General features: G+C 71.3%; 18 protein-coding genes and 1 tRNA gene. 10 read left to right on the top strand and 9 right to left on the bottom strand.

Annotation, left to right across the window (positions count from 1 at the left end):
• Positions 1-422 (top strand): His/Gly/Thr/Pro-type tRNA ligase C-terminal domain-containing protein (locus Q0116_RS10800; RefSeq protein WP_297887953.1); only part of this gene is annotated, 422 nt, incomplete at its 5' end.
• Positions 423-467: 45 nt separating this feature from the next.
• On the opposite strand, the gene Q0116_RS10795 is transcribed toward Q0116_RS10800, so the two are convergent.
• Complete coding sequence (locus Q0116_RS10795) at positions 468-1988, bottom strand: ATP-binding protein (protein WP_297887951.1); 1521 nt, start codon at positions 1986-1988, stop codon at positions 468-470.
• Positions 1989-2145: 157 nt separating this feature from the next.
• On the opposite strand from Q0116_RS10795, the gene Q0116_RS10790 reads away from it, so the two are divergent.
• From Q0116_RS10790 to Q0116_RS10780, 3 genes are all read left to right on the top strand, one after another.
• Entirely contained in the window at positions 2146-3312 is a 1167-nt protein-coding gene (locus tag Q0116_RS10790; protein WP_297887949.1) for an alanine--glyoxylate aminotransferase family protein, read from the top strand.
• A gap of 78 nt (positions 3313-3390) precedes the next feature.
• On the top strand, positions 3391-4500 hold the full coding sequence (locus Q0116_RS10785; RefSeq protein ID WP_297887947.1) for a guanosine monophosphate reductase: 1110 nt from the start codon (positions 3391-3393) through the stop codon (positions 4498-4500).
• A gap of 103 nt (positions 4501-4603) precedes the next feature.
• A complete protein-coding gene (locus Q0116_RS10780; RefSeq protein WP_297887944.1) occupies positions 4604-5323 on the top strand; it encodes a class I SAM-dependent methyltransferase in 720 nt (239 codons plus the stop codon).
• 27 nt (positions 5324-5350) lie between these two features.
• Here the strand turns inward: Q0116_RS10780 and Q0116_RS10775 are convergent, their stop codons facing one another.
• The 3 genes from Q0116_RS10775 to Q0116_RS10765 all read right to left on the bottom strand — a co-directional run bounded on the left by Q0116_RS10775 (position 5351) and on the right by Q0116_RS10765 (position 7907).
• Positions 5351-6643, bottom strand: a complete 1293-nt coding sequence (locus Q0116_RS10775) for an MFS transporter (RefSeq protein ID WP_297887941.1) — start codon at positions 6641-6643, stop codon at positions 5351-5353.
• 89 nt (positions 6644-6732) lie between these two features.
• Positions 6733-7470, bottom strand: a complete 738-nt coding sequence (locus tag Q0116_RS10770) for an SDR family oxidoreductase (RefSeq protein ID WP_297887938.1) — start codon at positions 7468-7470, stop codon at positions 6733-6735.
• Between the two features lie 89 nt (positions 7471-7559).
• Positions 7560-7907, bottom strand: coding sequence for a hypothetical protein (locus tag Q0116_RS10765; protein ID WP_297887935.1), 348 nt, complete (start codon positions 7905-7907; stop codon positions 7560-7562).
• Between the two features lie 116 nt (positions 7908-8023).
• Between Q0116_RS10765 and Q0116_RS10760 the strand changes: the two genes are divergently transcribed.
• On the top strand, positions 8024-8947 hold the full coding sequence (locus Q0116_RS10760; RefSeq protein ID WP_297887932.1) for an SDR family NAD(P)-dependent oxidoreductase: 924 nt from the start codon (positions 8024-8026) through the stop codon (positions 8945-8947).
• 38 nt (positions 8948-8985) lie between these two features.
• Here Q0116_RS10760 and Q0116_RS10755 read toward each other — a convergent pair whose 3' ends face one another.
• Entirely contained in the window at positions 8986-9204 is a 219-nt protein-coding gene (locus Q0116_RS10755) for a DUF2892 domain-containing protein (protein ID WP_297887930.1), read from the bottom strand.
• 93 nt (positions 9205-9297) lie between these two features.
• Positions 9298-9621: a hypothetical protein gene (locus tag Q0116_RS10750; protein ID WP_297887928.1), complete on the bottom strand. Its 324-nt coding sequence runs from the start codon at positions 9619-9621 to the stop codon at positions 9298-9300.
• 181 nt (positions 9622-9802) lie between these two features.
• On the opposite strand from Q0116_RS10750, the gene uvsE reads away from it, so the two are divergent.
• Complete coding sequence (gene uvsE / locus Q0116_RS10745) at positions 9803-10696, top strand: UV DNA damage repair endonuclease UvsE (protein ID WP_297887926.1); 894 nt, start codon at positions 9803-9805, stop codon at positions 10694-10696.
• A 268-nt stretch (positions 10697-10964) separates the two neighbouring features.
• Here the strand turns inward: uvsE and Q0116_RS10740 are convergent.
• Positions 10965-11038, bottom strand: a tRNA-Lys gene (locus tag Q0116_RS10740).
• A gap of 215 nt (positions 11039-11253) precedes the next feature.
• Between Q0116_RS10740 and Q0116_RS10735 the strand changes: the two genes are divergently transcribed.
• Both Q0116_RS10735 and Q0116_RS10730 read left to right on the top strand, forming a co-directional pair.
• Entirely contained in the window at positions 11254-12720 is a 1467-nt protein-coding gene (locus Q0116_RS10735) for a DHH family phosphoesterase (RefSeq protein WP_297887924.1), read from the top strand.
• A gap of 71 nt (positions 12721-12791) precedes the next feature.
• On the top strand, positions 12792-12998 hold the full coding sequence (locus Q0116_RS10730) for a hypothetical protein (RefSeq protein ID WP_297887922.1): 207 nt from the start codon (positions 12792-12794) through the stop codon (positions 12996-12998).
• A 52-nt stretch (positions 12999-13050) separates the two neighbouring features.
• On the opposite strand, the gene Q0116_RS10725 is transcribed toward Q0116_RS10730, so the two are convergent.
• Complete coding sequence (locus Q0116_RS10725) at positions 13051-14025, bottom strand: NDP-sugar synthase (protein WP_297887919.1); 975 nt, start codon at positions 14023-14025, stop codon at positions 13051-13053.
• 111 nt (positions 14026-14136) lie between these two features.
• On the opposite strand from Q0116_RS10725, the gene Q0116_RS10720 reads away from it, so the two are divergent.
• Positions 14137-14445 (top strand): transcriptional regulator, encoded by a 309-nt coding sequence (locus tag Q0116_RS10720; protein WP_297887916.1) that lies wholly within the window; start codon positions 14137-14139, stop codon positions 14443-14445.
• A gap of 16 nt (positions 14446-14461) precedes the next feature.
• Here the strand turns inward: Q0116_RS10720 and Q0116_RS10715 are convergent, their stop codons facing one another.
• The gene (locus Q0116_RS10715) at positions 14462-15772 is read right to left on the bottom strand and encodes a response regulator (RefSeq protein WP_297887914.1); all 1311 of its coding nucleotides are present in this window, start codon (positions 15770-15772) and stop codon (positions 14462-14464) included.
• A gap of 108 nt (positions 15773-15880) precedes the next feature.
• On the opposite strand from Q0116_RS10715, the gene Q0116_RS10710 reads away from it, so the two are divergent.
• On the top strand, positions 15881-16904 hold a 1024-nt coding region (locus Q0116_RS10710; RefSeq protein WP_297887911.1), incomplete at its 3' end, for a sodium:solute symporter.

Here is a 16904-nt window from a genome sequence, read left to right as displayed (position 1 = left end):
AGCCGGTGATGATCCACCGGGCGCTGTACGGCAGCTACGAGCGCTTCTTCATGGTCCTCATCGAGCACTTCGACGGCAACTTCCCGCTGTGGCTCGCGCCGGAGCAGGTCCGGATCCTCCCCGTCTCCGACGAGACGCTCGGCTACGCCCACCGCGTGAAGAACGAGTTGGAGGACGCGGGCTTCCGCGTCGAGGTCGAGGACCGCGACTGGACCGTCGGCCGCAAGATCCGCGCGGGCCACGACGACCGCCTCCCGTACATGGTCATCGTCGGCGAGGACGAGCAGGAGGCGGGCACCGTCTCCGTCCGCGACCGCTTCGAGAACCAGCGCGGCGACGTCGACCTCGACGAGTTCGTCGACCACCTCGTGGCGGAGCGCGACGCGAAGCGCACGGAGCCGAACTTCGTCGGCGAGGAGTGACGGCCGAGACGAGCGGCCGGCGCCGCCCGCGTCGCTCGCGGCGGCTCAGGCCGACTCGACGCCGGTAATCTCGAAGCGGGCGCCCCCGTCTTCTGACTCGACGACGCGGATCTCCCAGCCGTGCGCGTCGACGATTTCGCCGACGATGTTCAGACCGAACCCCGTCCCGTCGGCGGTCGTGGTGTACCCGGTCTCGAACACCTGCTCGCGCTCCGCCTCGGGGATCCCCGGGCCGTCGTCGGCCACGTAGAACCCGGAGCCGTCCGCGAGCGAGCCCACCGTCACGGTCGCGTCGTCGCCGCCGTGCTCCGCCGCGTTGCGGAAGAGGTTCTCGAGGAGCTGGCGGAGCCGCTCCTCGTCGGCCAGCACGTCGCCACCGTCGACCGCGGTCTCGAGGGTTCCGCGCCGCGTGTCGGCCGTCTCCCACGCGTCGGTCGCGGTCGCGACGAGGTCGACCGGGCTCGGGTCCTCGACGTCGCTCCCCTCGCGCGCCAACGTCAGCAGGTCGTCGACGAGCGTCTCCATCCGCGAGAGCGACCGCTCGACCGGCTCCACGTGGTCGCTGTCGCAGTCGTCGGCGAGGAGGTCCAGCCGCCCTCGCGCGGTCGTGAGGGGGTTCCGGAGGTCGTGGCTCACCACGCTCACGAACTCGTCGAGGCGGTCGCGCTCGCGTTCGAGCCGCTCGGCGGCGCGTCGCCGCTCCAACTCGTAGCTCACCCACCGCGACAGCAGCCGCACGAACGTCTGCTGGGTGTCGGTGAACGGCGCGTCGCGGGGCGTCGTCGCGGCGAAGCAGAGCGTGCCGTACTGCTCGCCGTCGACCGACACCTGTCCCCCGATGTACGTCTCGAGGCCGAACGTCTCGTACGCCGGGTCGCTCTCCCAGCCCTCGTCGGACGCGTCGACGACCGTCAGCAGGCGGTCGCGCTCGATGGTCCGCTTACAGTAGGCCTCGTCGAGAGGGCACGTCTCCCCGGCCTGGAGCAGCGGGTGGTCGGCGTGGGAGACGACGACGCGCTGCGTCCCGTCGTCGATCCGGGTGAGGAAGCCGTTCGGCACGTCCAAGTACTCGCAGCCGAGCCGCAGGATCGCCTCGACCTTCTCCTCGAACGTCCGGTCGTGGTCGGACGAGACCGCGTACAGCTGCTGGATCGCCCGGAGGCTCTCCCGCTGTCGCCGCTCCAGTTCGCGCCGCTCGGACACGTCGCGGAGGTACACGGAGAGCCCGTCGTCGTCGGGGAACACGCGCACGTCGAACCACGTGTCCAGCGGCTCGTAGTACGAGTCGAACGAGACGGGCTCCTGGGTCTCCATCGCGCGGTGGTACTCGTCGTAGAACTGCGTCTCGGCCGAGCCGGGGATCGAGTCCCACAGGTCGCGCCCCTCGACGGTGCCGTCCCCGCCGACCGCCCCGTCGCTCATCGCGGACCGGAGGATTCGCCGACCGGCCTCGTTGGCGTACGTGACGGTCCAGTCCGCGTCGAGGGCGAAGAACCCGTCCGCCATCCGGTCGAGGACCGTCTGGAGGTCCCGGTCCGAGTTCGAGCCGCGCGGTGGGCCGGACATGCGCGGGCGTACTCGTCGCGGCGGCTTAGTTGCCCGGGATCGACGCGCGCACGCTCCCCGAAGGCGGCCGACCGGTCCCCGTTCGACGGGGCGGCTCGCGCCGCCGCGGATTCCCGGTTCCGTCGGGTTTTTCACGTCGCTTTCCGGGATCCGAGGTATGTCGAACTCCCACGTCGAGCCCGGCGTCGACGAGCGAGCGCCCGAGGTCGGCGAGCTGACGCCGCCGGACCGGACGCTGATGGGTCCCGGTCCGAGCGACGTCCACCCGCGCGTCCTCAAGGCGATGAGCACGCCGCTCGTCGGCCACCTCGACCCGTCGTTCGTCGAGATCATGGACGAGGTCCAGGAGCTGTTGCGCTACACGTTCCGGACCGACAACCGGTGGACCATCCCGGTGTCCGGGACGGGGTCCGCGTCGATGGAGGCCGCGATCGGTAACCTCGTCGAGCCGGGCGACACGATGCTGGTCCCGACGAACGGCTACTTCGGCGGCCGGATGCGGTCGATGGCCGAGCGCGCGGGCGGGGAGGTCGTCGCGGTGGACGCCCCGTGGGGCGAGCCCCTCGACCCCGCCGACGTCGAGCGCGCGTTCGACGAACACCAGCCGGACGTGTTCGGCTTCGTCCACGCGGAGACCTCGACCGGCGTCCGCCAGCCGGACGTCGACGAACTGACGGACATCGCGCACGCCCACGACGCCTTCGTGATCGCGGACTGCGTCACCTCGCTCGGCGGCGTGGAGATGCGCGTCGACGAGTGGGACGTCGACGCCGCCTACTCCGGCCCCCAGAAGTGCCTCTCGTGTCCGCCGGGCGCGAGCCCGCTCACGCTCAACGACCGCGCGATGGACAAGGTGCTCGACCGCGAGGAGCCCGCCCGCTCGTGGTACCTCGACCTCTCCCTCTTGGAGGGGTACTGGGGCGACGACCGCTCGTACCACCACACCGCGCCGATCACGAACGTGTACGCGCTGCGCGAGGCGCTCCGCCTCGTCGCCGAGGAGGGGATCGAGGAGCGGTGGGCGCGCCACCGCGAGGTCGCGAGCGGGCTGAAGGCGGGGCTCCGCGACCTGGACCTCGAGATGAACGCGCCCGACGAGTACTGGCTCCCGAGCCTGAACGCGGTCCGCGTGCCCGACGGGGTCGACGACGCCGCCGTCATCGAGCACCTGCTCGACGAGTACGACTTGGAGATCGCCTCCGGCCTCGGCGACCTGGAGGGCGACATCTGGCGGATCGGCTGTATGGGTCACTCCGCCCGCCCGAAGAACGTCGAGTACGTCCTCGCCGCGCTGGAGGACGCGCTGGCCGAGCAGGGGTACTGACGGGCTCGCCGGCACGGCCGCAAGCGACCCCGGCTATCGAGGGACTTTTCACCGTCGGTCCCTCTCCTCGCTAGGGGTATGAACGATCTACGAACCGGGCTGAGCTACGGGGACGTGCTGCTCGTCCCGCAGCGGTCGCCCGTCGACAGCCGGAGCAACGTGGACCTCTCCACGCGGCTCACGCCGAACGTCGAACTGGAGACGCCGCTGGTCTCGGCGGCGATGGACACCGTCACGGAGGCCGAGCTGGCGATCGAGCTCTCGCGCGCCGGGGGGCTCGGCGTCCTCCACCGCTTCCTCACCGCCGACGAGCAGTCGGCGCAGGTCGAGCGGGTGGCCGCGGCCGGCGAACAGGTCGCCGCTGCGGTCGGCATCAACGAGGACCACCTCGCCCGCAGCGCCGCACTGGTCGACGCCGGCGTGGATGCGATCGTCGTCGACGTCGCGCACGGGCACCTCGACCGGACGATCGCGGCCGTCGAGGAGATCGCGACGGAGTTCCCGGAGACGGACCTCGTCGCGGGCAACGTCGCCACGCCGGCGGGCGTCGAGGACCTCGCTGCGGCCGGAGCCGACTGCGTGAAGGTCGGCATCGGCCCGGGATCGCACTGTACCACGCGGAAGGTCGCCGGGGCGGGCGTCCCGCAGCTGACCGCTGTCGACGACTGCGCGGCCGCGGCCGAGGACCTCGACGCCACGATCTGCGCCGACGGCGGGATCCGGACCTCCGGCGACGCGGCGAAGGCGCTGATGGCCGGGGCCGACACGGTGATGCTCGGGAGCCTCTTCGCCGGGACCGAAGAGGCCCCGGGTGCGGTCGTCGAGGTGGACGGCACGCGGTACAAGCGGTCGCGGGGGATGGCGACGACCGCCGCCGCGGAGGACCGGGACGACAAGGGGGCGGACGTCGGGGCCGACGAGGGCGTCGAAGCGCTGACGCCGTACAAGGGGCCGGTGGCGACCGTCGCCGAGGAGTTCTGTCAGGGGATCCGCTCGGGCCTCTCGTACTGCGGCGGGCACACGATCGAACGCGCCCGGGAGCGCGCCGAGTTCATGCGCGTCGCCCCCGGCGCGAAGGAGCGCGAAGGGTTCCACACCGACGACGACTGGGAGGGGATCAGCGTGGACAGCGAGACGAAGCGAGTCGCCGACTCGGCCGGCGGGTCGGCGGCCGAGAGCGACGACTGAACGGTCGACCGCGCCGTCGCCGGCGGACGCGACGTGCGACCCGGTGCGTCACTGCGTGACGATCTCACGGACCGCTTTTCACCGTGAGCGGACACGCCGACGCATGGCCGACGCCTTCGGACGCGCGGTCCGCGACCACCACCGCGGCGAGCGGACGGAACCGCTCTACCAGGGAGACGGCGAGGCGGTCCGCGAACACCCCATCGAGGCGTTCTACTTCGCCGAGTTCGACCCCGACGACGAGGCGGGGTCGTGGCTAGCGTCCCGGCTGGACGGCCCGCTGGTCGACCTCGGCGCGGGCGCGGGCCGCCACGCGCTGCGGTTTCAGGAGCGGTTCGAGACGGTGGCCGTCGAACCCAGCCCGGCGCTCGTCGAGACGATGCGCGACCGCGACGTCGCCGACGCCCGCGAGGGCGACATGTTCGCCCTCCGCGAGTCGTTCGGGCGCGACCGGTTCGCGTCGGCGCTCGCGATCGGGACGCAGACCGGGCTGGCGGGGTCGATGCGCGGGCTCTCGGCGTTCCTCGCCGACCTCGCGTTCGTCACGACGCCCGACGCGACGGCGGTCGTCGACTGCTACGACCCCGACCACCCCGAGGCGGCGGACCTCCTCGGGTACCGCGCGGACCCGACGCCGGGGCTCGCGCACCGCGTCATGTGGTTCCGGTACGACGGGGAGACGGACCCGACGCTCCAGTTCAGGCTGTTCTCGCCCGCCCGACTCCGCGAGGCAGCGGTCGGGACCGACTGGGTCGTGGACGCGGTCGACCGCGAGGGCTCCGGCGACGGTCCGCACTACCGGGCCGCGCTCCGGAAGCGGTAGGCGTTCGCGGCGTCGGGGCGAGGGAGGCTACCACGCCGTCAGCGCCGCGCGTCCGTGGTCCCGCGCGAGGATTGCGAGAAACGCGACGACCCCGGTGACCGCGAACGCGCCGCCGACGTAGAAGACGGACGCCATGCTCACCTCGACCATGAGCCAGCCGGCGATGAGGGGGCCGGCCACCGATCCCGGCCGCCACACCAGTTCTCGGATGCCGAAGCTGGAGGCGACGCCGCCGTCGTCGGTCCCCTCGTCTGCGAACAGCGCCATGCTGGCCGGCTCGCGGAACGAGTCGGCGACGCCGAGGAGTCCGGAGAGGCCGACGAGCGGGAGGTACGCCGGGGGGAGCCCGCCCAGCACGGGGACCGTGACGCCGCTGCCGAGGGCGGCGCCGATCGGCGCCGAGAACGGGATCGCCATCGCGATCACGCCGTAGGCGCCGCCGCCGCCGAAGACGAACAGCGACCGCCCGTAGGCGTCCGAGAGCCGACCGGTGAACAGTTGCCCGACCATGTTGGTCGCCTTCTCGGCGGTGACCGTCACCGCCACCGCGGTCGCGCCGACCGCGAGCCCGCCGCCGGAGACCGCCGTCCCCGCGTAGATCGGAACCCACGTCCGGACCATCGTCACCGCGAAGGCGTACTGCGCGCGGAACGTCGATATCGTCAGGAGCTTGCGGTTGACCGCGAGGTCGCTGAACGGGAACCCCTCGACCCGCGTCGGGTCGTCGTCGAGCACCCCCCACGTGACGAGCCACGCGGCCACCATCAGCGCCGTGATGACGCCGAAGACGGGACCGAAGCCGACGGCGTCGTAGATGGCGCCCGCGCCGAGGGACCCGAGTATCGAAGCGGCGAACGAGGCGGCGTTCGCCTTCCCGATCTTGTCCGCGCGGGTGCCCGCTTCGGCGATCTGGCCGACGAGCGAGAGCGTCATCAGCCCCGCGCCGGTGACGACGAACCCCTGGAGCGCGCGCACGGCGACGAAGGTGGCCGAGGAGTCGACCGAGGGGAACAGCGCGTACACGCCCGCACCGGCCGCCAGGACGACGAGGAGGACGCGCCGCTTGTCGAACCGGTCGCCGGCCCACGCGAGCGGGACCACCGCGGCCGTCTGCGCGAGCGTGAACCCGGTGGTGTACATCCCGATGACGAAGCCCGCTGAGACCGTGACGCCCAGCACGGTGACCGCCTGTGGGTCCAAGGCGTTGATGTACGTCGGCAGAAGCGTCAGCAGCGTGATGAAGCCGAACCCCTCCGCGAACCGAGTGAGGTACAGCGCCCAGAACTGCGATCGCTTCGGCCCGTCCGTCGCGTTGCTCACACGCGTCTGCGGTCCGGTGATTCAAAAGCGGTTACGGTTCGAGGGCCGGGGCCGGACGCTCGACGGCTCGCCCGGCCGGACCGCGGCGGCTACAGCGCGTCGGCGAACTTGTCCCGCCGGAAGAGGTCGATCTCCTGGGCCGTCGAGCCGGGCCGCGACGCGGCGAAGGCGATCGCCTCGGCCACCTCCGCCGGCTCGGTGACGCTCCCCGGCTCGAACCGCTCCTCGAACGGCTCGCCGTCCTCGCTGCCGAACTCCGTCCGGACCTCCGAGGGGTTGACCACGGAGACGGCGACGCCGTCGTCGCCGACCTGCGCCGCGACGCTGTGCGCGAACCCGCGGACCCACCACTTCGTCGCGGCGTACACGGGGTTGAACGACCGCGGGTACTCCCCGGCGAAGCTGCCGACCGCGACGAGGCTCCCCTCGCGCTCCGTGAGATGCGGGAGCGCCTCGCGCGTGAGGAAGAACGCGCCGTCGACGTTCGTCCCCTGCATCGCCGAGTACTCCTCGTCCGTCATCGTCGCCACGTCGCTCCCGCGGGCGATCCCCGCGTTGACGACGGCCACGTCGAGGCCGCCGAACTCCTCGACCGCCGCCTCGACCGCCGCCGCCGAGGTCGCCGCGTCGCGCACGTCGCCGTCCGCGACCACGGCCTCGACGCCGTGCGCGGACCGCACGTCCTCCGCGACCGATTCGAGGGCCTCGCGCCGCCGCGCGACGAGGACGACGTTCGCGCCGCGCTCGGCGAGCGCGTGCGCCGTCGCCTCGCCGATGCCCGAACTCGCTCCGGTGATCACCGCCGCCGCGTCGTCGAGAGTCGTCATGTACGGACCGTGGTCGACGGCGCGAGTGAAAAAGGATCGGCGCGGCGGGGCTGGCGACCGGGCGCCGTTCGTCGTCGCCGGCGCGGCGACTACGAGTCCGCGGGAGCGGCCGCCTCCCCCTCCGGAGCGTCGTCGAGCCCGCGCAGCACGTGCGCTAGCTCCCGCTCGACGACCGCGACGACGTCCTCGACCGTGTCGAATCGATCCGTGCCGACGCTCGAACAGTCGACCGTCTTGTCGAGCCGCACCGCGCGCTCCGTGAACAGCTCGGGGCGGACGGTCAGCTTCGCCGCCGTACAGGGGCTCTCGTCGCTCGGCAGTCGGTACTCCACGGTGCCGGTGGTGTCGGCGGTCCGGGTCCACTCGCCCGGCGCCGGGGGGAGTCGATCCCGGAGCTCGTCCGGGTCCGCCGCCGTCTCAGCGGTCTCGAGGTCCATGAGAGAGAGTGGGACAGCGTCGGCATATCGGTTACGCCGGGGTCGTCGCGTCCGGCCGCCCCGCGCGGCGGTCCGACCGTGACCGCGCTCAAGTGCGTCCGGGCCCAACGATCGGTATGACAGACGATCCGGAGCACATCGCGGGCGTCGCCGACGTCGACTGTCGCGGCCGGCAGGCGCTCGTGACCGGCTCGACGAGCGGGATCGGTCGCGCCGCGGCGCTCGCCTTGGGTCGGCTCGGCGCCGACGTGATCGTCCACGGCCGGGACCGGGAGGCCGGAGAGACCGTCGTCGAAGAGCTCGCGGCCGCCGGCGCCGACGGGCGCTTCGTCCGCGCGGACTTCGCCGATCCCGACTCGGTGCGCGAGCTGGCCGCGACCGTCCGCCGCGAGACGGACGGTCTCGACCTCCTGATCAACAACGCCGGGGGGTTCTTCCGCGACGGACGGCTGACCGACCTCGGCGTCGAGTACACGTTCCACGTCAACCACCTGTCGCCGTACCTGCTGACGGCGGAGCTGCTCGACCACCTCCGACCGCGCGCGCGGGTCGTCACCACGGCGTCGGCCGCGCACCGCGGCTCGGAGCTCGACCTCACGCGGGTACGGACGGTCGACGGGTACTCGGCGACGTGGGCGTACGGCCACTCGAAGCTCGCGAACGTGCTGTTCGCGGCCGAACTCGCCGACCGCCTCGACGCGGCCGACCGCGACGTCACCTCGAACAGCATCCACCCCGGCGCGATCCCGGGGAGCGGCTTCAGCCGGTTCCTCCCGGGGCCGGTCTCGCGCGTGCTGGGGGCGCTCGACGGCCTCCCGTTCGTGACGAGCGTCGCCGAGGGGGCGGCCGAACTGCTCGTGCCGGCCGTGTCCCCCGAGACGGCGACCGTTTCGGGGCGGTACTTCGCGGACCTCGAGCCGACGGCGCCGTCGCGCGCGGCCCGGGACGAGACCGCCGCCCGCAGGCTGTGGGCGGTGAGCGCCGACCTGCTCGGCGTCGAGCCGCCCCTGGCGGCGACGCCCGACGGCGACTCGGCATAGGGCGGCGAGCGACGGGCCGGCGGGCGATTCTTCGGCGGTCAGTCTATCGGACAGCGGTCGATCCCGAACGCGCGGTACAGCAGGCACCGACGCGTCGCGCCCTCGACGACGAGCACGGCGCCGGCGATCGCGAGTCCGACGGCCGAGACGACGGGCACGCTGACGTCCGTCGTCGCGACGAGGAGCGCGAGGACCCCGACGGCGACGCCCCCGACGATACGCGCGACCGCGTCGATCCGTCCGACGTTTCGTTTCACGGACGTTCGTCGGCGCCGCTCGGGCAAAAGCGTTGAGCCGGCGGTGAGCGACCGCCGACGGTGATCGGAGCGGCGGGCCGCGGCGCGCTGCGATCAGCGCTCGCCGCGCCACGCAAGCGACCGCTCGTCGTACCGCTCAACCGCCGGGCACCCCTCCGCGAGCATCGCGTCCGCGACCGCGATCGCCGCCTCCAGCTCATCGGCCGAGAGGTGTCTGTACGCCGGCCGTCCCGAGACGTGGTCGTCCCACCGGCCCCCGAACGCGTTGTCGAGCGCGACGCGGGCGAAGCAGTGGTCCTCGCGGATCGGCCAGTCGCCCGCCTCCCGAGCCCGCGCCGGTAGCTCTCTGTTCACCTTCCGGTTGTACTCCGCCCGCAGCGCGGTGATGTCGACGCCGTCCAATGTCTCCTGTCCCATAGTCGTCCTCGCGCCGTCGCGTCCGCTCGCCGTGGCGTCCGAGCGACCGTCGCGTTCGATCGCTCCCGGCGGGTCGGTACGTCGAGACGTACGCCCGTGTCGCACAAGACGGTTACGCGAACGCGGTCAGAGGGTCGGACGCACCGAACGCGTCTAACCGCCGGCGACCGAAGGGTCGGTCATGCTCGGATACGCCGCGATGAACCGGACGCTCCGCGAGCGCGACCCGCCGCGGCGCTGTAACCGGGACATCCGCAAGCGGACGTGGGAGGCCGAGGGGATCGAGCGCGTCGCCGAACTCGTCGAGCGGAACTTCGAGGACCTGCGGGCGATCCTGCGGTGGAACCGCGATCGCGACATCGGCTTTTACCGGTGTAGCTCCACGCTCGTCCCGTGGAACTCGCAGTTCGAACTCGACGAGCTGCCGAACTACGAGCGCATCCGGTCGATCGCGACCGACTGCGGCGAGATCGTCCGATCGAACGAGATGCGGCTCACGTTCCACCCGAGCCACTGGTGCAAGCTGGCGAGCGAGTCGAGCGACACGGTCGCGCGGTCGGTCGAGTCGGTCGAACACCACGGGCGCTGGCTCGACCTGATGGACCTGCCCCGGTCGCCGCGACACGCTATCAACGTCCACATCGGCGCGCACTACGGCGACAAGGCGGCCACGGCGGACCGATTCCGTGACGTCGTGACCGGCCTCGCGCCGCCCGCCCGGGAGCGGCTGGTCGTCGAGAACGACGACAAGGGGTCGCTGTTCGGCGTCACCGAACTCGTCGACGCGGTCGCGTCCGACGCCGGGATCCCGGTGACGTTCGACTACCACCACCACGCCTTCACCGACCGCGGTCACACGTACCGCGAGGGGTTCGAGGCGGCCCGCGAGACGTGGGGCGACGTCAGGCCGATCACGCACTACTCGGAGCCGGCGCGGCTCCACGACGAGCCGGAGGCGGCGCCGCAGAAACACGCGCGCCACGTCGCGAGCGTTCCGGACTGGCTCCGGGCCGAGTCGGACGTGATGATCGAGTCGCACGGGAAGGAGAAGTCGGTGCTACGGCTGCGCGACTGACGGTCGCGGCTCCGAGAGGTGACGGTTGTGGCTCCGAAGAAGACGGTTGCGGCTGCGAGGGTCGCCGGCGAGCCTACGCCGCCGTCTTGAGCTCCCGAAAACGGCTACGCTGCGGGGTAAACGGCGGCAACGACGAAGAAGCGGGCCGGGCGCGATTTTGAACAACCAGAAGACGGTCGCTCGCTTCGCTCGCGCTGCGACTTCTCTCGTTCAAATCGCTTCCGTCCGGTTCCCTCACCGCATCGCTATCGCTCTGCGGTTCAGTGGACGGGCCGGGCGCGATTTGAACACGCGACCGACGGATTAAGAGTCCGTCGCTCTCCCTAACTGAGCTACCGGCCCTCACAAGTTCGTACCCGGGTCACGCTAAAAGGCCTTTTCATTCGACCCTGTCGGCAGCCCCGCGGACGCCGACCGAATCGCACGAGTGCGACGGCCTCGCGTTCGGAGTCGCGAGCGCTCCTTGGACGCCGGAGGCGCCGGATTTCCGGCCCCGTCGACGGGGGGACGACGCCGAGAGCGCACTCGTTAAGTGTCGTGCCGCGGAAATCCCTCCAATGAGTAGTGGGGCATCCGGATCCGCGCGGACCCGATACGCCATTCTCGGCTGCGGAAGCGTCGGCCACGCCGTCGCGGAGGAACTGACCGAGCGCGGCAAGGACGTCCTCATCCTCGACCGCGACGAGAGTCGGGTCGAGGCGCTCCGCGACCAAGACCTCAACGCGCGCGTCCAAGACATCGCCGAGCCGGACGTCGTCGACGAGCTCGCCGACCGCGACATCGTGCTGATCCTCGCCAGCGACGTGGAGGCGAACAAGGCCGCCGTCTCGGCGGTCAGGGAGACCGGCGGCGACCACTACCTCGTCGCCCGGGCCTCCGACCCGGTCAGCGAGGACGAGCTTCGCGAGCGCGGCGCGGACGTCGTGATCAACCCCTCGACGGTGATCGCCGACAGCGCCCTCCAGTCGCTGGAGACGGGCGAGCTGGAGTACATGGCCCGCCAGCTGGCGGAGATCGTCGAGGAGGGCGGCGACCGGATGGCGATCCTCACCCACGACAACCCGGAGCCGGACTCGATCGCGTCCGCGACCGCGCTCCAGGCGATCGCGGAGGCGTTCGGCGTCGACGCCGACATCATCTACTCCGGCGACGTCGGCCACCAGGAGAACCGGGCGTTCGTCAACCTCCTCGGGATCGACCTGCTCGCCCGCAGCGAGGCCCCGCCGCTCGCGGAGTACGCGACGGTCGCGGCCGTCGACCTCGCGAAGGCCGCCGCGGAGGACCTCGATCTCGACGTGCCCGTCGACATCTACCTCGACCACCTGGAGGCCGAGGTGCCGTTCGACGCGCGGTTCGTCGACGTGCGGACCAACGTCTCCTCGACGTCGACGATCCTCACGAAGTACCTCCAGGAGTTCGACCAGTCCCCCTCGGAGGCGGTCGCGACCGCGCTCCTCTACGGGATCCGCGCTGAGACGCTTGACTTCAAGCGGGACACGACGCCGGCGGACCTGACCGCCGCCGCGTACCTCCACCCGTTCGCGAACCACGACACGCTCGAGCAGGTGGAGTCGCCGTCGATGAGCCCGGAGACGTTGGACGTGCTCGCGGAGGCGATCCAGAACCGCGAGGTCCAGGGGAGCCACCTCTTCTCGACGGCCGGGTTCATCCGCGACCGCGAGGCGCTCGCGCAGGCGGCCCAACACCTTCTCAACTTAGAGGGGATCACGACGACGGCCGTGCTCGGGATCGCCGACGACAGGATCTACCTCGCGGCCCGCTCGAAGGACATCCGGCTGAACATCGGGAACGTCTTAGACGAGGCGTTCTCCGAGATGGGCGACGCCGCCGGCCACTCGACGCAGGGGTCGCTCGAGATCCCGCTCGGCATCTTCACGGGTATCGAGGCGAGCGGCGAGAACCGCGACACGCTGCTCCACCTCACGGAGGAGGCGGTCCGGCGGAAGCTGTTCGACGCGCTCGGCGTCGAGGGCGGGAGCGGCGACGGGTCGAACGGCTCCTGAGCCGCCCCGGTCGCCGACCCCCGCCGCGGCCGTTTTCCGGCTCGGGAGCGTAGCGTCGACCGACACGTCGCATGTACGTCCCCGAGGACCCGCCGGCGAGCTGCCCCGCCTGCGGCGACCCGTACGACTCGGTCTCGCGACACACCGGCGGCTTCGTCGCGAACCTGCTGGACAACGAGCGCTACCAGCGAGTCTGTTTCTACCCCGCGACCGACGAGGGCGACCCCGCGTTCGACTGCTACCACCACACGCACGCGCAGGCCGGGACCGACGAGTGAGCAGGCTCCGAGAACCGAGCCCGACGGCTGACGGTCGCCGCGGCGACTCCCGCTAGAAGTCGTCGCCCTCGGTGATCGAGGTGTACGAGCCGATCAGCGCACCGGAGAGGTCGACGCCCGTCAGGGTCGCGCCCGTGTCGATCACGGAGTTGCTGATCTCGGAGTCGCCGATGGTCGCGTCCGGGAAGACGACGGCGCGGTCGAGCGTCGAGTCGGTCACCGTCGCGCCGTCCATCACGTGGACGACGTCGCCCAGGTCGCTGCCCTCGACGGTCGCGCCGTCGGCGACGAGCGTCCCGCCGTCGAGCGCGTACTCGACCGCGTCGAGGTAGCTGTCGGCGGTACCGATGTCGAACCACGCGCCGTCGAAGGTGAACGCGTTGACCGCCCCGCGCTCCTGGAGCCACTGGAGGAACCAGCCGGGCTCGTCCGGGTTCTGGCCGTTCTCGAGGTAGGTCGTGAGCTTCGGGAGCGTCTCGGCGGGGAACGCGTAGCAGGCGATGGAGACGAGCGTCGACTCCGGATCGTCGGGCTTCTCCTGGAAGTCGATCACCTCGTCGCCGTCCAGCTGGACGAGCCCGTACGACTTCGCGCGCTCGCGGTCGCCCACGTCGTAGGCCGCCAACGTCGGCGTCCCTTTGTCCTCGAAGAAGTCCGCGAAGTCGCCCAGATCGAAGCTGATCATGTTGTCGCCCGCGACGACGATCAGGTCGTCGTCGACCCCCTCGCGCTCGACGAGCTGTTCGAGCGCCCCCACGACGCCGAACTTCTCGTCCTCCTCGACCGTCTCCTCGACCGACAGCGTCGGCTTCTCGAAGGGGCTGTCGTCGAGGTAGTCGGCGAACGTGTCGGCGAAGCGCTCGTTCGTCGAGACGAACACCTCGTCGACCCGGTCGTCCGCCTCCAGGTCCTCGAATATCTCGTCGATGACGGTGTTCTCGCCGACCGGGAGGAACATCTTCGGCCGGTGCTCGGTGATCGGCCAGAGTCTGGTCGCGTAGCCACCCGCGAGTACGACGGCTTTCATACCCCTCCGTCTCACCCCGGTGACATACCTCTTGTGCCCGCGTCACCGCTTCGGGGTGGGCCGGCGGCGGCGTCCCGGACCGCTTTAGCCGGCGCGGGGCGAAGGCGACGCATGGAGACGACCCGCCAGCGGATCGCCGACGCGCTCCGGGAGGAGCCGCGGACGGCGAGCGACCTCGCGGCGACGCTGTCGCTGCCGACGCCGACGGTGTACGAACACCTCGAACACGTCTCGCGGTCGGTCGCCGACGAGAGCGGATCTGAAGAAGGCGACGGCGGGGCCGACGAGGAGTTCCTCGTCGCGCCGCCGACCTGTCGGGAGTGCGGGTTCGACGGCTTCGACGACCCGGTCAACGAGCCCTCGCGGTGTCCCGAGTGTAAGAGCGAGCGGATCGAGGAGCCGGCGTTCGTGATCCGTTGAGCGGTCGCCCGGCGACTCACCGCTCCGCGACGACCGCGTCGCAGCGAACGCCACCCGGGATCCGCCGCATGAACAGGTCGAGCCCGTACATCGCGTCGCCGGCGAGGCCGACGTCGAACGGTAGTTCGGCGACGCAGCACTCCTCCGCGGACTCGGACCGCGGGTCGCGGACGAGCACTCGGAAGCCGTCGGCCGTCGTTCGCGCCTCGATTGCGACCGCGTCGACCGCCTCGTCTAGCGCGGCCTGGAGGATGTTCCGGACGGCGAGGACGACGGTGCCGCGGTCGCGGTCGATGGACCCGTCCGGATCCACCGTCACGGTCGCCGTCGCCGAGAGGCCGGCCTGTGACACCGCTTCGCCGACGGCGTCGGAGAGCTGTACGGGGCGGGTCGGATCGGGGGTAGTCGGCGACGAGTCGCCGGTGTCGAGCGCTTCGAGGACCTCGGCGAGGTGCGTGTTCGCGGTCGACAGGAGCGGCGCGTCCAGTTCCGACGGCGGGCGCGAGAGGATCCGGCTCGCGGCCTCGATGCGGCCCCGGACCGCCTGCGAGGCCGCCGCCTCGTCCGCGCCGGTCGGTTGGATGAGCCCGAGGATCGCGGGCTCGCCCCGGTAGGTGACGCGGCTCCCGACCACCGTCGCCTGAAACGTGGAGCCGTCCGCCGCCAGGAGGTCGATCGTGTATCTGACGCGGTCGTCGTCGCCGGACTCTCGCCGTCGGATCGCCCGGACCACTCGGTCCCGATCGTGCGGGGCGACGATCGACGACACCGGCTCGCCCACGAGTTCGTCGCGCCGCATCCCGAGCATCTCGGCGAGGCGGCGGTTCGCCAGCTCGAAGCTCCGGTCCTGTGACAGTCCCGCGCCGATCAGCCGCTGCTCGAACAGCTGCGAGTACCAGTCCTCGACGCGCTCGCGGTCCCGTCGTTCCCTGAGCCGCGTGACGCACGTTCGGATCCGATTCGCCAAGAGCTCGTACTGCTCTTGGCCACCGCTCTTCTGGAGGTAGTCGGAGACCCCGGACGAGATCGCCTCGCTCGCGATGGCCTCGCTGCCGCGACCGGTGAACAGGATGAACGGCTTCGACGGGTAGCGCTCGCGGACGGCGTCGAGCAGTTCGAGGCCGTCGACGTCGGGCATGTCGTAGTCACTGACCACGCAGTCGAACGTCGACTCCTCGAGCCGGCCCAGCGCCGCCTCGGCGGAGGTGACGCCGACGGCCCTGATGTCGTCGTGCTGTTGGTCCAAGACGTCCGCGGTGAGCGTCGCGAACCCCGGCTCGTCGTCCACGCAGAGGACGCGTATCGGGGGCCGGTCGGCCATAGACATGCGTTCACACGAGACGCGATCGCATAATAACTGTTGTATATGATATCGGATGCTTTTGCCGCGAAACTGAGGACATCGCTTATTCGTTCGCTCGGGGAGGTTGGTAGCGTGATCGGTTCCTCGGAGGCGCACAGCGAGGGGGACGCGTCGAACGCCGAGTCGTTCTACGCGGCCGACCGCCGGATCGGGGGCGTGTTCGGTGCAATGTCGTTGACCGCGACGCAGGTCAGCGCGGGGACGCTCATCGGCACGATCGGGATCCACTACGCCGTGGGCGTGAGCTTCGGCCTGGTGTGGCTCGGCATCTGGGCCGGCTGGGTCGCGTCGCTGCTGTTCGTGGGGCCGCACCTGCGCGCCCGCGGCGGGATCACCGTCTCGGAGTTCCTCTCGGCGCGCTTCGACGGCGACAACGAGGTGGTCGGCGGGACGACCGCGGCCCTCGTCAGCGTCATCTACCTCGTGTACACGACCGCCCAGTACGTCGCCGGGGCGGTCGTCCTCGACGCCGTCTTCGGAGTGCCGCGGGTCCTCGGCATCGCGGCGTTCGCCGCGGTCGCGCTCTCGTACACGCTCGTCGGTGGGATGCGGTTGAGCATCTATTCGGACGCGGTTCAGGTCACGGCCCTCCTCCTCGGCGTCGCGGCGGCAGCCGTCGTCGGAGTCGCCGAGACGGGGGGCGCGAGCGCGCTCATCGACGCGGCTGCGGCTATCGACCCGGCGTTGCTGTCGGGCACCTCGGCGCCCGCGCTCACGACCGGGCTGGCGCTGTCGTTCGGGTTCGGTATCGCGGTGGCCCCGTACGAACTCTCGCGGGTCTACGCCATGCGAGACCCGGAGACGGTCAAGCGGGCGATCCCGATCTCCATCGCGATCCAGGCCGTCATCGCCGTGTGTATCCTGACGCTGGGGCTGCTCGCGCGCGTCCGGTTCCCCGGGCTGGCCGACCCGGACGCGTCCGTCGTCCGGCTCGCGCTCGACCTGTTCGGTCCCGCAGTGGGGCTGCTGTTGCTCGGTGCGGTCGTCGCGGCGGTGCTCAGTACCGTCGACTCGGTGCTGCTGGTCACGTCGGCCGCCGTGGCCCACGACATCTACGAGCGGACGCTGCCGGCCCTAGGCCTCGTCCCGGAGCCGA

It is taken from the genome of uncultured Halorubrum sp., assembly GCF_937146585.1.
Classification (GTDB): domain Archaea; phylum Halobacteriota; class Halobacteria; order Halobacteriales; family Haloferacaceae; genus Halorubrum; species Halorubrum miltondacostae.
This window is presented reverse-complemented; position numbering and strand designations above follow the sequence as displayed.